Source organism: Stagnimonas aquatica, assembly GCF_003730135.1.
Taxonomy (GTDB): Bacteria; Pseudomonadota; Gammaproteobacteria; order Nevskiales; family Nevskiaceae; genus Stagnimonas; species Stagnimonas aquatica.
The window spans coordinates 66,597-80,471 of sequence record NZ_RJVO01000006.1; the positions used below are offsets into that span (position 1 = coordinate 66,597).

The following is a 13,875-nucleotide window of genomic DNA, read 5'->3' on the forward strand; positions in this document are numbered from 1 at the left end:
GATAGCCGCTGATGGCCCGTTCCCGCCGCGCCGCCCAACCCCTGTTCCCGCGTGGACCGGGGCTCGGTTTCCGCACCCTGCTGCTGCTGGTGCTGTCCTTCGGCCTCTGGTTTGCCGACCAGCGCAGTCCGGACCTGCTGTTGCAGGTGCGCGGCGGCATCCAGTGGCTGCTGCAACCGGTGCAATGGCTGGCGGCCGTCCCGCAGGGCGTGAGCAATGCCACCGCTGGCGTGCGCTCCTACCAGTCGCTGCTGAGCGAAAACCGCCAGCTCAAGGAAGAGCAGCTCAAGCAGCAGGCGCGCCTGCTGCGCTTCGCCGCGCTGGAGGCGGAAAACCGCCGTATCCGCCAGCTGCTGGCGTCCTCCTCGGCACTCGAAGAGAAGGTGTTGATCGCCGAGATTGTCGCCACCAGCCAGGACCCCTACCGGCACCAGATCAGCCTCAACAAGGGCGCGCGTGATGGCGTCTACCTGGGCCAGGCACTGGTCGATGCCTACGGGGTGATGGGCCAGGTGATCCGGGTCTACCCCACCGGCTCCACGGCAATGCTGATCACCGATCCCGGCCATGGTATCCCGGTGGAGATCAACCGCACCGGCTTGCAGACCATCGCCCGTGGCGGCGGCGACGGCCGGGTACTGAGCCTGCCCTTCCTGCCCGGCAATGCCGACGTCAAGGTCGGCGACCTCCTGGTGTCGTCCTCGCTGGGCGGGCGCTTCCCGGGCGGCTATCCGGTCGGTGAAATCTTCGATGTGCGGCGCACCACCGGCGAGCACTTCATGCAGGCCAGCGCTTATCCGGCCGCGCGGCTCGACCAGGGTCGCCAGGCGCTGCTGGTCTGGAGCGAGCGCCCCGAGCCGGCTCTGCCGGCCGCCGCCGAAGCGGCCCCAACACCGGGCACCCCCGGCGCAGCGGCTGCGACCGGAGCCAAGCCATGACCGCCGCCCTGACCCGTGGCCTGTTCGCGATCAGCCTGCTGATCGCACTGATGCTGCAAGTGGTGTCGCTGCCCGACGGCCTCAGCGCGCTGCGGCCGATGTGGGTGGCGCTGCTGATCGGCTATTGGGCCTTCTACGGCCCGAACCTGCCGATGACCCTGGTCGCCTTCCTCACCGGCCTGGGCTGCGATGCCCTCTACAACACGCCGCTGGGCCAGCACGCGATGGGCCTGATCCTGCTCGCCTATGCCCTCACCCGCCTGCGCAGCTCACTGGGCCTGTTCCCGCTCTGGCAGCAGACCCTGACGCTGACCCCGGTGTGGGCGGTCTACGCGCTGCTGCAATTCTGGTTTGACGGCATGGCCCGGCATGCCGCCGAGCCCAGCCTGCGCTTCCTGCCGATCATCACCACGGTGCTGTTCTGGCCGCTGGTGTGCAGCGCCATGGACGCGCTGCGCGGCCCTCGCGGCAGGCCATGAACAGCTACGACGCGCTCAAGGATCTCTACGAAGAGAAGCGCAATTTCTCCGGCCGGGTGCTGGTCGCCGCCATCGTTCTGCTGTTCCTGATCCTGCTGCTGATCGCCCGCCTGGCCGATCTCCAGGTGCTGCAACACGACTACTTCAGCACCCGCGCCGACGACAACCGCATGCGGGTGGTGCCGATGCCGCCGGTGCGCGGCCTGATCTACGACCGCAACGGCGCGCTGCTGGCGCAGAATCGCCCCTCGTTCAATCTGGAAGTCACCCGCGAACAGGTCGAGGATCTCGACGCCCTGCTGGAGCAACTGACGCCGGTGATGGGCCTCACGCCCGGCGACATCGCCCGCTTCAAGGACCGGGTGCGCAAGACCCCGCGCTACCGTGGCGTGCCGCTGCGCACCAACCTCAACCCGGAAGAAGTCGCGCGCTTCGAGATCAACCGCTACAACTTCAAGGGCGTCGACATCACCGCCGGGCTGTCGCGCACCTACACCATGGGGCCCACCGCCAGCCATGTGATCGGCTATGTCGGCGGCATCTCCGAGGCCGACTACGCCAAGCTCAACGAGCGCGATTACCAGGGCATCAACCAGATCGGCAAGCTCGGCGTCGAGAAGAGCCACGAGGACGAACTGCGCGGCACACCCGGCGCGCGCATCGTCGAGGCCAACGCCGCCGGCCGCCCCCTGCGCGAACTCGAACAACGCCCCGGTGCGCCCGGCCGCAACCTCTACCTGAGCCTCGACGCCCGCCTGCAGAACATCGCCGAGCGCGCGCTCGGCGAACTGGACGGCGCCATCGCCGCCATCGACCCGCAGACCGGCGAGGTGCTGACCCTGGTCAGCAAGCCCGGCTTCGATCCGCATCCCTTCGTCGAAGGCATCAGCACCAAGAACTACCGCGCGCTGCAGAACGACCCCAGCCGGCCGCTCTACAACCGCGCGCTGCAGGGCACCTTCCCGCCCGGCTCCACCATCAAACCGTTCATGTCCTTCGCCGGCCTGCTCTACGGCGAGACCAGCAGCAGCCAGCGGGTGACCTGCAACGGCACCTACTACCTGCCCAATTCCAGCCGCAAGTTCCGCTGCCACAAACGCACCGGCCACGGCACCCTGGATCTGCCCTGGGCGCTGGCCAAGAGCTGCGACATCTTCTACTACCAGCTGGCCACCAGCCTCGGCATCGACCGCATCGACGAGGTGATGGAGCAGTTCGGCTTCGGCAAGGCCACCGGCATCGACGTGCCGCACGAGCGCAGCGGATTGCTGCCCTCGCGGGCCTGGAAGCGACGGGTGCGCAAGGAGCCCTGGTTCCCCGGCGAAACCCTCAACATCGGCATCGGCCAGGGCTACTGGCAGGTCACGCCCTTGCAGATGGCGCAGGCCACTGCCCGGCTGGCGATGCGCGGTGGCGGCTACGAGCCACACCTGGTGCACGCCATCGAAGACCCGCTGACCGGCAACATCACCGGTGTGCCGGCCAAGCCGCTGCCGCCAATGCCCGAGCGCGAGCCGCACGAGTACGACGACGTGATCGCGGCGATGGAGCTGGTCACCCACTCGCCCGGCGGCACCGCCTACCGGATCGGCAAGGACGCGCCCTACCGCATCGCCGGCAAGACCGGCACCGCCCAGGTCGCCGGCCTCTCGCAGGCCGACGAAGACGCGCCGGAGCTCAACGCCACCCCCAAGCACCTGCGCGACCACGCCTGGTTCATCGCCTTCGCCCCCACCGACAAGCCGCGCATCGCCATCGCCGTGCTCGCTGAACACGCCGGCCACGGCGGCAGCGTCGCCGCGCCGGTGGCGCGCCAGATCATGGATCAGTACCTGCTCGGCAAGGTGGTCTACGCCACCGCCTCGCTGCCGGCGACGCCGGTGGAACCGGCCGCCGCTCCGGACGAGGGCGCCGAGACCGAGTTCGATGGCTTCGTCACTCCCAGCGAGCGCGGCGGTCCGGCGCCGGCACCGGCCGGCGCGCCGCTGCTGACCATCCCGGCGCAGCGACCGGCAGCCCCGGCAGCCGGCGCCGAGAACCCGGCCGACGCGGTTGAGGTCGATGATGCCGAGGCCGGCTTCCAGACCCCGGCCACGCCGCCGCCGGTCCAGGGCGACGCGGTCAATCCGCCGTCCGAGGACGATCCGGCCAGGCCGTCGGCGCCGCACGGAGATCACTGATGAATACCGGCACCGCCTTCACACCCACTCCGCGCACGCCCGCCAGCTGGAGCGAGCGCCTGCAGCGTCTACACATCGACCTCTGGCTGCTGAGCCTGCTGGTGAGCATCGGCGTGGTCGGCCTGGTGACGCTCTACTCCGCCTCCGGGCATTCGCTGGACGCCCTGCTGGCGCAGTTGCAGCGACTGCTGCTCGGCTTCTTCGTGATGGCCGCCCTGGCCCAGGTGCCGCCCGACTACTACCGCGCCGCCGCGCCCTGGTTCTACGGCGCGGCCTGCGTGCTGCTGTCGCTGGTGCTGGTGCTGGGCGACCACGCCAAGGGTGCGCAACGCTGGCTGGATCTCGGCGTGATCCGCTTCCAGCCCTCGGAAATGATGAAGCTGGGCATGCCGATGATGGTGGCGGCCTGGCTGCACGGCCGCCCCCTGCCGCCGAGCTGGCGGGTGGTGCTGATCACCCTGGCGATCATCGGCTTTCCGGCGGTGATGGTGATGCTGCAACCCGACCTCGGCACTGCCCTGCTGATCATCGTCTCGGGCGGCTTCGCGCTCTATCTCGGCGGCCTCGGCTGGCGCTGGATCTTCGGCGCCCTGGCCGCAGTCGCCGCCGCCGCGCCGGTGCTCTGGTACCGGCTGCACGACTACCAGCGCCAGCGGGTGCTGACCTTCCTCGACCCCGAGCGCGACCCACTCGGCACCGGCTACCACATCACCCAGAGCAAGATCGCCATCGGTTCCGGCGGCGTGTTCGGCAAGGGCTGGATGAACGGCACCCAGGCCAAGCTGGATTTCCTGCCGGAATCGCACACCGACTTCATCTTCGCGGTGTATTCCGAGGAGATGGGCATGATGGGCGTGATCCTGCTGCTCACCCTCTACACCCTGGTGGTCGGCCGCGGCCTGTTCATCGCCCTGCGCGGCCACGACAGCTTCCAGCGCCTGCTGGCCGGCTCGCTGGCGCTGACCTTCTTCATCTACGTGTTCATCAACATGGGCATGGTCATGGGCCTGATGCCGGTGGTCGGCGTGCCCCTGCCCCTGCTCTCCTACGGCGGCACCTCGGCCGTCACCCTGCTCGCCGGCTTCGGTATGCTGATGTCCATCCATACCCACCGGAAGCTCCTGAGCTCGTGAGGTCCGTCCTTCCCGCACTGCTGCTGCTCGCCCTGACCACGGCTGCACAGGCCGACTACCGCGACCATCCCAAGACCGCCGAGCTGCACCAGCGGCTGGTGCGCGACTACGGCTTCAGCGAGGCCGATCTGGCCAAGGTCGACGAGGCCCTGGCCCAGGCCGAGCAGCTGCCGCAGCTGATCCAGGCCGAGCGCCAGAACAAGGAAACCACCAGCGTCTACTGGGACGACTACCGCGCCCTGCACGTCTTCCCCAAGCAGGCCGAGCGCGGCGTGCAACTGCTGCGGGACTACGCGCCCTACTTCGAGCGTGCCGAGGCCGAGTACGGCGTGCCGCCGGTGGTGATCGCGGCGGTGATGGGCGTGGAAACCAAGTACGGCAGCTACACCGGCCGGCACCGGGTGCTGGACGCGCTGGTCACCCAGGGCTACGAACACCCGACCCGTCAGCCGTTCTTCTTCGGCGAGCTGGCGGCGTACTTCGCGTTCTGCCGCAACTTCGGCTTCGAGCCGACGGCGGTGAAGGGCTCCTACGCCGGCGCGGTGGGCGCCGCCCAGTTCATGCCCAGCAACTACCTGAGCCTGGCGGTGGACTACGACGGCGACGGCCGGGTCGATCTCTGGAGCATCCCCGACGCCATCGGCTCCATCGCCCGCTACTTCAACAACTACGTGCCGCCGGATCGGCCGGCCATGCACTGGCGCCGTGGCGAGCCGCTGCTGGCGCCGGTACGCGCGGTGAACCTGGCCAGCGACGCGCCCGAGCGCAATCTGCGCAAGCCCAACGCCACCATCGCCGGCTGGCAGCGGTTCGGGGTGGAATCGGCCGCCGAGCTGAGCCCCGACCTGCCCGCCGGCCTGGTCGAGCTGCCGCGCCCGAACGGCCCGGAATACTGGCTGGCACTGCCGAATTTCTACGCGGTGATGTCCTACAACCCGCGCGTGTTCTACGCCATGGCGGTGACCCAGCTCGCCGCCGAGTTGCAGCAGGCTCAGGCCGGATCGTGAACAAGGCCTCCTGTCTAGCCGCGCTGGCGGCCCTGCTGCTCGTGGGCTGCGCCAGCCGCCCGCCAACGGCCACCCCGGGCAAGACCAGCAACACCCGGATGGCGCCGGTGGTGGCGGGCAAGCGTTGCGCCAACTGTCCGACCCCGGACAAGGACTACGCGCCGAGCAGCGACGAGATTCCCGCCGATGTCGCCAACACCCCGGACGCGGTGCCGCGCGAGGAGCCGCGCAGCAGATACGGCAATCCGCCCAGCTACGAGGCGCTGGGGGAACGCTACGAGGTGCTGACGGAGGTCCCGCGCAACTACCAGGAGCGCGGACGCGCCTCCTGGTACGGCAAGAAATTCCATGGCCGGCGCACCGCCAGCGGCGAGAAGTACGACATGTTCGCGATGACCGCCGCGCACAAGACCCTGCCGCTGCCGACCTATGCCCGCGTCACCAATCTCGCCAACAACCTCAGTGTGGTGGTGAAGATCAACGACCGTGGCCCCTTCCACCCCGGGCGCATCGTCGATCTCTCCTACGCCGCCGCCGCCAAGATCGACCTGCTGCACCACGGCTCCTCCGATGTGCTGCTGGAGGTGCTCACCCCCGATCAAGGCAACCAGTCGATCGAGGAGGGCGCCGGCCGCCCGCGCTATCTGGAAGTGGGTCGTTTCGACGACCCCATCGAGGCCATCGCCTTGCAGGAACGCTTGAACCGTCTGGGCATCGCCAAGACCGAGCTGATCGCCGAACCCAACGCCGCCGGCGATGGCGAGGAACAGGTGCTGCGCGCCGGCCCGTTCCGCGACTTTTCCAGTCTGGAAGCGGCGCGCCGCAAGCTACAGACCCAGAAGATCATGGCCAATCCGGTCGCCGAGTAGCGGCGCGGTCACGCTGTGCCCCGGAGACACCTTAACGGCCTCTGAACCTCAGACCGCCGGCGTCGCAGTAAACTAGCGCAGCGCCTCGCCAGGCGGCGACGCGCCTTTCCCGCCGAGCCGGCGCTGCCGCGCGCTCTCCACTCCACACCCTCTCCGGTCTTCGATGAAACGCTTCCTGCTCGCCCTTGCCGCCGCCACGGCCCTGACCACCGCCCAGGCCGCCATTCCCGATCCGCCCGCGCTGCGCGCCGCGAGCTGGGCGCTGCTGGACTTCCAGTCCGGCGAGATCCTGGCGCAGAGCAATTCCGACTCGCGGGTCGAGCCGGCCTCGATCACCAAGGTGCTGACCACCTATATCGTCTTCGACGAGATCAAGAAGGGCCGGGTCAAGCTCGACGACATGGCCTTCATCAGCGAAAAGGCCTGGCGCCAGGGCATCGACTCCAGCGAGTCGCGGATGTTCCTCAACGTCGGCTCGCGGGTGAAGGTGGAAGACCTGCTGCACGGCGTCATCACCCAGTCCGGCAACGACGCCTCGGTGGCGCTGGCCGAGCATGTCGCCGGTGGCGAAGGCGCCTTCGCCGATCTGATGAACCAGTACGCCGCCAAGCTGGGCATGAAGAACAGCCACTTCATGAACGCGCCGGGCATGCCCGACCCCGAGCACTACACCACCGCCCACGACGTGACCCTGCTCGGCCTGGCGCTGATCCGCGACTTCCCCGACTACTACAAGTGGTTCTCGCTGCCGGACTTCACCTACAACGGCATCAAGCAGGGCAACCGCAACATCATGCTGACGATGGACCGCAGCGTCGACGGTATCAAGACCGGTCACACGGCCTCGGCGGGCTACTGTCTGCTGTCTTCCGCCCAGCGGGACGGTCGCCGACTCATCGCCTCGGTGATGGGCACCGAAAGCACCAAGTACCGCGCCGAAGCCAGCCTGGAGCTGCTCAACTGGGGCTTCCGCTTCTTCGAGAGCGTCAAGCTGCTGGGCGCCGACCAGCCCTCGGGCAGCGTGCGGGTCTGGAAGGGTCTGGTCGACGAGGTGCAGGTCGGCACGCTGGAGCCGATCTACCTGTCGCTGCCGCGCGGCGCGGCGGAGAAGGTGGAGGCCAAACCGCAGGTCGACGGCACCCTGATCGCTCCGCTCAGCCAGGGCCAGCGCATCGGCACCGTCAACATCTCGGTGGACGGCAAGCTGGTGAAGAGCGAACCCCTGGTGGTGCTTCAGGCGGTGGAAGGCGGCAGCTGGTGGAAGCGGCTGATTGACACCATCCGCCTCTGGTTCGCCTGAGTTCCCGCGCCGCGTGGACGAAATCCGCGTCCGGCATCTCGGCAGCGTCGCCTACGAAGACAGCTTCGAGGCGATGCGCCGCTTCAACCAGGAGCGCGGCGCCGAGACGCCGGACGAGATCTGGCTACTCGAACACCCCCCGGTCTACACCCAGGGGCAGGCCGGTAAGCCCGAGCACCTGCTGATGCCGGGGGACATCCCGGTGGTGCAGAGCGACCGGGGCGGTCAGGTCACCTACCACGGCCCCGGGCAGCTGGTGGCCTATCCGCTGATCGACATCGTCCGTCGCGGCTATGGCGTGCGCAGCCTGGTCAGCCGCATCGAGCAGGCAATGGTCGATACCCTGCTCGGCTACGGCATCGCCGCCTACACCGACCGCGAGGCGCCGGGCGTCTACATCGATCTGGCGGGCCGGCGGCACAAGATCGGCTCGCTGGGCCTGCGGGTGCGCCAGGGCCGCAGCATGCACGGCCTGGCCCTGAATGTGGCGATGGACCTGGAGCCGTTCTCGCGCATCAATCCCTGCGGCTACAGCGGGCTGGCGATGACCCAGGTCTCCGATCTCGGCGGCCCCGGCGATGTCGCCCAGGTCGGCCAGGATCTGCTCGGGCAGTTGCTGCGGCAGCTGCGAGCCCCACCTTCAAACCCCAACCCGGCCTAGCGGATCAAACCGCCGGGAAGCGTGGGCATGCTGGACAGCGGTGGCATCAGCGGCTCGAGACTGGGTTGCTCGCTCTGCGTATCGCGCTCGGCACAGGCCCGCGCGTTCTCCGGCTTGGTCCGCCGAGTCCCCTGGCAGCCGTCCAGCGGATACCGCGAAGGTTCGGCGGCGGCAAGGCCGGCGGGGGCGGACCCGGGCCGAGGCGGCGCGCCGCCGGAAGCGCAGGCCGCCAACAACAGGCCCGCGATCAGCGACAGCAACAGGCCGGGGAACCGATGGCGCATGACGGCATCCAATAGAGCAGACAAGACGTAGACACAATCACCAAAAGAATCAGGGCCGCGCGGGCGGATGGCATACAATACCGCCCGGTAACATTTGACCCTCTCGATTCCAGCTCTTAACGCTGCTCCGCTCCTTCAGTTGACGCCCTACGCATGACCAACGACTCCAACAGCACCCTGGTGCGCGTGCGGGGCCTCAAGTTTTCGCACGGCCCGCGCGTTATCTACGACGGGATCGATCTCGACATCCCGCGCGGCAAGGTCACGGCCATCCTCGGCCCCTCCGGGTCCGGCAAGACCACGCTGCTGCGCTTGATCGGCGGCCAATGGCGGCCGAGCGCGGGGCAGATCCATTTCGACGGCACCGAGGTCCACAGCATTCCCCGGCCGCAGCTGTTCGAGCTGCGCAAGCGCATGGGCATGCTGTTCCAGAACGGCGCCCTGCTGACCGATCTGACCGTGTTCGAGAACGTCGCCTTCCCGCTACGCGAGCACACCGCGCTGCCGGAAGCGCTGATCCGCGACCTGGTACTGCTCAAGCTCAACGCCGTCGGCCTGCGCGGCGCGCGCGATCTGTATCCCGAACAGTTGTCCGGCGGCATGGCCCGGCGCGTGGCGCTGGCGCGCGCGGTGGTGCTCGACCCGCAACTGGTGATGTACGACGAACCCTTCACCGGCCAGGACCCGATCAGCATGGGCGTGTTGATGCGGCTGATCCGCTCGCTCAACGACGCGCTGGGGCTGACCAGCATCGTGGTCAGTCATGACGTGCAGGAGGTGATGTCCATCGCCGACCACGTCTACGTGATCGCCGGCGGCAAGGTGCTCGGCGTCGGCGAACCCGACACCGTGCGTGACTCCGAGTCGCCCTGGGTGCAGCAGTTCCTGCGCGGCGAGCCGGACGGCCCGGTGCCCTTCCACTACAAGGCGGCGCCCTACGCCGATGACCTCCTGGGAGCGCGCGCATGAGCGCCATCAGCAGCTTCCTGCAAAGTCTGGGGCGCGCCCAGTTCTTCCTGTTCAGCTTGTTGCTGGCGGTGCCGCAGACCCTGCTGCGACCGCGCCTGCTGGCCCAGCAGATCTACTCGGTGGGCGTGCTGTCGCTGGTCATCATCGTGCTGTCCGGCAGCTTCGTCGGCATGGTGCTGGCCTTGCAGTTCTATCACACGCTCCAGTTGTTCGGCTCACCGGAATCGCTGGGCGTGGCAGTGGCGCTGGCGGTGGTTCGCGAGTTCGGCCCGGTGGTCACCGCCCTGCTGTTCGCCGGCCGCGCCGGCTCGGCGCTGGCGGCGGAAATCGGCCTGATGAAGGCCACCGACCAGCTCTCCGGCATGGAGATGATGGCGGTGGACCCGATGCGCCGGGTGATCACGCCGCGCTTCCTGGCCGGGCTGATCTCGATGCCGCTGCTGGCCTTCATCTTCAGCATGATGGCCATCGGCGTGGCCGGCGGCCATGCCATCGGCGTCACCCTGCTGGGCGTCGATGCCGGTAGCTACTGGGCCGGCATTCACCAGTCCCTGGAGTTCGAGGACATCCGCGAGGCCATGATCAAGAGCCTGGTGTTTGGCCTCGCCTGTTCCTGGATCGCCGTCTACCAGGGCTATCACGCCGAGCCGACCTCCGGCGGCGTCGCCCGTGCAACCACCAATACCGTGGTGATCTCCTCGTTGTCGGTGCTCGCGCTCGACTTCGTGCTCACCGCCCTGATGCTCTGACGTTCACCCCGGATTCAGTACCCCGTTTACAGGATCAATGCCATGCACTCCCGCGCTCTGGAAATCCTCGTCGGCTTTTTCGTCTGCCTCGGCGTCGCCGCCGTGCTGGTGCTGACCCTGCGGGTCGCCAGTCTCAAGGATGTCGGCGGCAGCGGCGGCACCTACACGGTCACCGCCAAGTTCGAGAACATCGGCAAGCTCTCGCCCGGCAACGCCGTGAAGATTGCCGGCGTCACCATCGGCCGGGTCAACAAGATCAGCATTGATCCGAACAGCTTCGAGGCGATCGTCAGCCTGGACATCAGCAAGTCCTACAGCAACATCCCCAAGGATTCCGGCGCCAAGATCCTTACCGCCGGCCTGCTCGGCGAGCAGTACATCGGGCTGGAGCCGGGCGGCGACGAGAATTCGCTCAAGCAGGGTGATGACATCCAGTTGACCCAGTCGGCGCTGGTGCTGGAAAACCTGATCGGCCAGCTGGTGGCCTCGATGACCGAAAAGAAGGACGACAAGCTCGCCGAGGCCCTGGGCAAACTCGCCGAAGCCGTGACCCCGACAACGAAGAAGCCCTAAGGAGGGTTCCATGAAACGCTTTCTACTACCGCTATTGCTGATCCTGAGCCTGGGCAGTGCCCAGGCCGCGCCGCTGGCGCCGGACGCCACCGTCAAGCAGGCCACCGAGGAAATACGCGACCTGATCCGCGCCAACCATCAGGCCTATTCGGCCGACAAGGCCAAGTTCTACGCCGTGGTCGACCAGCAGCTGGTGCCGCACTTCGACGTGCGCTACATCGCGCAGCTGGTGCTCGGCAAGAACTGGCGTACCGCCAACGAGGACCAGCGCACGCGCTTCGCCAACGCCTTCAAGAACTCGCTGATCCGCAGCTACGCCGACGCACTGCTGGAGAACTACGACTCGGTGGAAGCCGAGTTCCAGCCGCTGCGCCTGGCCGCCGATGCCAATGACGCGACGGTGCGCGCCAAGCTGATCCGCAAGAACGCGCCGCCGGTCAACCTGGCCTTCGCGATGCGCCCGGGCAGCGACGGCGAGTGGAAGATCTACGACGTGATCATCGAGAACCTCTCCCTGGTCACCAACTTCCGCAGCCAGTTCAACGCCGAGATCAAGAAGTCTGGCCTCGACGGCCTGATCCAGCGGGTCGAGAGCGGCGGCGACTACCTCAAGGAAAGCGCCAAGGGCGCCTGATGAACAGCCTCCGCATCACTGGCGAACTGAGCCTGCGTACGGTGCCGCAGCGTCTGGCCGAGGCCGATGCCTGGGCCCGCGCCGGCAGTCTGGATCTGTCCGGTGTCACCCAGACCGACAGCGCCGCCCTGGGCCTGTTGCTGGAACTGACCCGCCGCGCCCGTTCTGCCGGTCTGCCGCTGCAGTTCACCGGCCTGCCGCCGCAACTGCTGGACCTGGTGCGCTTCTTCGAATTGCAGTCGGTACTCACCGTCACGGAGTCCGCATGAATTTCCGCTTCCTCAGTCTGGCTCTAGCCTTGGCGGTTTCCGCCTGCGCGCACACGCCGCCCGACGATCCGTCCGACCCGCTGGAGCCGTTCAACCGCGCCATGTTCAGCTTCAACCGTGGCGCCGACCGCTATGTGCTGCGGCCGGTGGCGCGGAGCTACGGCGAAGTGGTGCCCGACCTCGCCCAGCGCGGCGTCAGCAACTTCTTCAACAACCTCAAGGAGCCGCGCAACATCGTCAACGGCCTGCTGCAGGGCAAACCCCTGCAGGCCGCTTCCGATACCGGCCGCTTCCTGCTCAACTCCACCGCCGGCTTCGCCGGCCTGATGGACGTTGCCACCGACGCCGGCATGCCCCGTCACGACGAGGACTTCGGCCAGACGCTGGGCCGCTACGGAATCGGCCCTGGCTGGTATCTGATGCTGCCCTTGCTCGGTCCGACCACCAACCGCGACCTGATGGGGCGCGGTGGCGACTACTACACCGGCACCGGCCCCTATGTGGAGGACTCGGTCGACCTGCCGATGACCGCGCTGGATCTGGTCGATACCCGCTCGCGCTACCTGAGCGCCGACTCCCTGATCGACAACGCCATCGACCCTTACATCTTCGTGCGCACCGCCTACCTGCAGCAGCGGCTGGGCAAGGTCTATGACGGCAATCCGCCGCGCGAGCTGATGTACGGGGACGAAGGCGACTAGACCTCAGCGCACAAAAAAAAGCCCGCCAATCGGCGGGCTTTTTCGTTGCGCTGCATCCATGGCTTCATTTGCCAACGAGCCGCCGTTGTGAGCAGGCTCGATACCGATTCGAGCAGCGAGGGCCGTACTCAAGTACAGCGAGCAGCGCAGCAGCGGTATCGGGCCGCCCGGCAGGCGGACCGCCGCAAATCAGGCTTCGATGGCCTTGCGCAGCTTCTTCATCGCCGCCGATTCGATCTGGCGGATGCGCTCGGCGGACACGCCGTACTCGTCGCCCAGCTCCTGCAGGCCGGCTTTCTCGCCCTCGTCCGCCAGCCAGCGGCGGGCCAGGATGTCGCGCTCACGCGGGTTGAGCTGCACCAGCGCGGCGCGCATACGGTCCTCGCGCGCCTCCTGCCACTCGGCTTCCTCGATGGCGGCGAAGTCGTTGCGCTCGTCGGCGAGGTAGTCCTCAGGCACGTAGCTGTTCTCGTCGTCGGCCGTGGTCATCGAGAAGCTCATGTCGGCATTGCCGAGACGGGCCTCCATCTGCAGCACTTCTTCCGGCTTGACGTTGAGATCCTTGGCCACCGCCGCCACCTCGGCCGCGTTCATCCAGCCCAGGCGCTTCTTGGCGCCGCGCAGGTTGAAGAACAGCTTGCGCTGCGCCTTGGTGGTGGCGATCTTGACGATGCGCCAGTTCTTCAGGATGTACTCGTGGATCTCGGCCTTGATCCAGTGCACCGCGAAGGAGATCAGGCGCACGCCCTTGTCCGGGTCGAAGCGCTTGACCGCCTTCATCAGGCCGATATTGCCCTCCTGCACCAGGTCGGCGATGTTCAGGCCGTAACCCTGGTAGCCACGGGCGATGTGCACCACGAAGCGCAGGTTGGAGAGAATCAGGGTCTGGGCGGCCGCGAGGTCGTTGGACTGCTTGAGCTGGACCGCCAGCTGGTGTTCCTCGGCCGCTTCCAGCACCGGGAACTTCGCCACCTGCGAGGCATAGGCCTCGAAGCTGCCGGCATGCAGGACGGGCAGGCTGTTGGCGCGTAGGGCAAGAGCAGTGGTCATCGGTGTATCCCCCTATCAACGGAAGTTAGCTTAGCACTCGTCCGATTGGACTGCTAAGTGCCGGATAAGTTGCGCCCGG

Annotated in this window: 16 protein-coding genes; 14 read left to right on the plus strand and 2 right to left on the minus strand. The window is 67.6% G+C overall.

Features of this window, described 5'->3' with window-relative positions; genetic code table 11:
• Positions 1 to 11 precede the first annotated feature (11 nt).
• The 8 genes from mreC (at position 12) to lipB (ending at position 8,567) form a co-directional block, all read left to right on the plus strand.
• Positions 12 to 938, plus strand: coding sequence for a rod shape-determining protein MreC (mreC, locus tag ED208_RS12840; RefSeq protein ID WP_123212321.1), 927 nt, complete (start codon positions 12 to 14; stop codon positions 936 to 938).
• The gene (gene mreD, locus ED208_RS12845) at positions 935 to 1,417 is read left to right on the plus strand and encodes a rod shape-determining protein MreD (protein ID WP_123212322.1); all 483 of its coding nucleotides are present in this window, start codon (positions 935 to 937) and stop codon (positions 1,415 to 1,417) included. The genes mreC and mreD overlap by 4 nt, the downstream gene beginning before the upstream one ends.
• Positions 1,414 to 3,597, plus strand: a complete 2,184-nt coding sequence (gene mrdA, locus ED208_RS12850) for a penicillin-binding protein 2 (RefSeq protein ID WP_123212323.1) — start codon at positions 1,414 to 1,416, stop codon at positions 3,595 to 3,597. The genes mreD and mrdA overlap by 4 nt, the downstream gene beginning before the upstream one ends.
• On the plus strand, positions 3,597 to 4,730 hold the full coding sequence (gene rodA / locus ED208_RS12855; protein WP_123212324.1) for a rod shape-determining protein RodA: 1,134 nt from the start codon (positions 3,597 to 3,599) through the stop codon (positions 4,728 to 4,730). Before mrdA ends, rodA begins: the two co-directional genes overlap by 1 nt.
• Positions 4,727 to 5,737: a lytic murein transglycosylase gene (locus ED208_RS12860; RefSeq protein ID WP_123212325.1), complete on the plus strand. Its 1,011-nt coding sequence runs from the start codon at positions 4,727 to 4,729 to the stop codon at positions 5,735 to 5,737. Before rodA ends, ED208_RS12860 begins: the two co-directional genes overlap by 4 nt.
• A complete protein-coding gene (locus ED208_RS12865; protein WP_199720613.1) occupies positions 5,734 to 6,606 on the plus strand; it encodes a septal ring lytic transglycosylase RlpA family protein in 873 nt (290 codons plus the stop codon). The genes ED208_RS12860 and ED208_RS12865 overlap by 4 nt, the downstream gene beginning before the upstream one ends.
• Positions 6,607 to 6,769: 163 nt before the next feature.
• Positions 6,770 to 7,906 carry a D-alanyl-D-alanine carboxypeptidase family protein gene (locus ED208_RS12870; protein ID WP_123212326.1) on the plus strand — a complete coding sequence of 379 codons (1,137 nt, stop codon included), beginning with the start codon at positions 6,770 to 6,772 and terminating at the stop codon, positions 7,904 to 7,906.
• 13 nt (positions 7,907 to 7,919) lie between these two features.
• On the plus strand, positions 7,920 to 8,567 hold the full coding sequence (gene lipB / locus ED208_RS12875) for a lipoyl(octanoyl) transferase LipB (RefSeq protein ID WP_123212327.1): 648 nt from the start codon (positions 7,920 to 7,922) through the stop codon (positions 8,565 to 8,567).
• On the opposite strand, the gene ED208_RS12880 is transcribed toward lipB, so the two are convergent.
• Positions 8,564 to 8,851, minus strand: a complete 288-nt coding sequence (locus ED208_RS12880; protein WP_123212328.1) for a hypothetical protein — start codon at positions 8,849 to 8,851, stop codon at positions 8,564 to 8,566. The genes lipB and ED208_RS12880 overlap by 4 nt on opposite strands.
• A gap of 153 nt (positions 8,852 to 9,004) precedes the next feature.
• Here ED208_RS12880 and ED208_RS12885 point away from each other — a divergent pair, with 153 nt between their 5' ends.
• Genes ED208_RS12885 through ED208_RS12910 form a run of 6 tightly spaced genes read left to right on the plus strand, consistent with a single transcriptional unit; the run spans position 9,005 to position 12,746 of the window.
• Entirely contained in the window at positions 9,005 to 9,820 is an 816-nt protein-coding gene (locus ED208_RS12885; RefSeq protein ID WP_123212329.1) for an ABC transporter ATP-binding protein, read from the plus strand.
• Positions 9,817 to 10,569: a lipid asymmetry maintenance ABC transporter permease subunit MlaE gene (mlaE, locus tag ED208_RS12890; RefSeq protein ID WP_123212330.1), complete on the plus strand. Its 753-nt coding sequence runs from the start codon at positions 9,817 to 9,819 to the stop codon at positions 10,567 to 10,569. The genes ED208_RS12885 and mlaE overlap by 4 nt, the downstream gene beginning before the upstream one ends.
• A gap of 42 nt (positions 10,570 to 10,611) precedes the next feature.
• The gene (mlaD, locus tag ED208_RS12895) at positions 10,612 to 11,142 is read left to right on the plus strand and encodes an outer membrane lipid asymmetry maintenance protein MlaD (protein WP_123212331.1); all 531 of its coding nucleotides are present in this window, start codon (positions 10,612 to 10,614) and stop codon (positions 11,140 to 11,142) included.
• A gap of 10 nt (positions 11,143 to 11,152) precedes the next feature.
• Positions 11,153 to 11,776, plus strand: a complete 624-nt coding sequence (locus ED208_RS12900; protein WP_123212332.1) for an MlaC/ttg2D family ABC transporter substrate-binding protein — start codon at positions 11,153 to 11,155, stop codon at positions 11,774 to 11,776.
• Positions 11,776 to 12,045: an STAS domain-containing protein gene (locus ED208_RS12905; RefSeq protein ID WP_123212333.1), complete on the plus strand. Its 270-nt coding sequence runs from the start codon at positions 11,776 to 11,778 to the stop codon at positions 12,043 to 12,045. Before ED208_RS12900 ends, ED208_RS12905 begins: the two co-directional genes overlap by 1 nt.
• Positions 12,042 to 12,746, plus strand: coding sequence for an MlaA family lipoprotein (locus ED208_RS12910; RefSeq protein ID WP_123212334.1), 705 nt, complete (start codon positions 12,042 to 12,044; stop codon positions 12,744 to 12,746). Before ED208_RS12905 ends, ED208_RS12910 begins: the two co-directional genes overlap by 4 nt.
• 189 nt (positions 12,747 to 12,935) lie before the next feature.
• Here the strand turns inward: ED208_RS12910 and rpoH are convergent, their stop codons facing one another.
• Positions 12,936 to 13,796, minus strand: coding sequence for an RNA polymerase sigma factor RpoH (gene rpoH, locus ED208_RS12915; RefSeq protein WP_123212335.1), 861 nt, complete (start codon positions 13,794 to 13,796; stop codon positions 12,936 to 12,938).
• Positions 13,797 to 13,875: the final 79 nt, after the last annotated feature.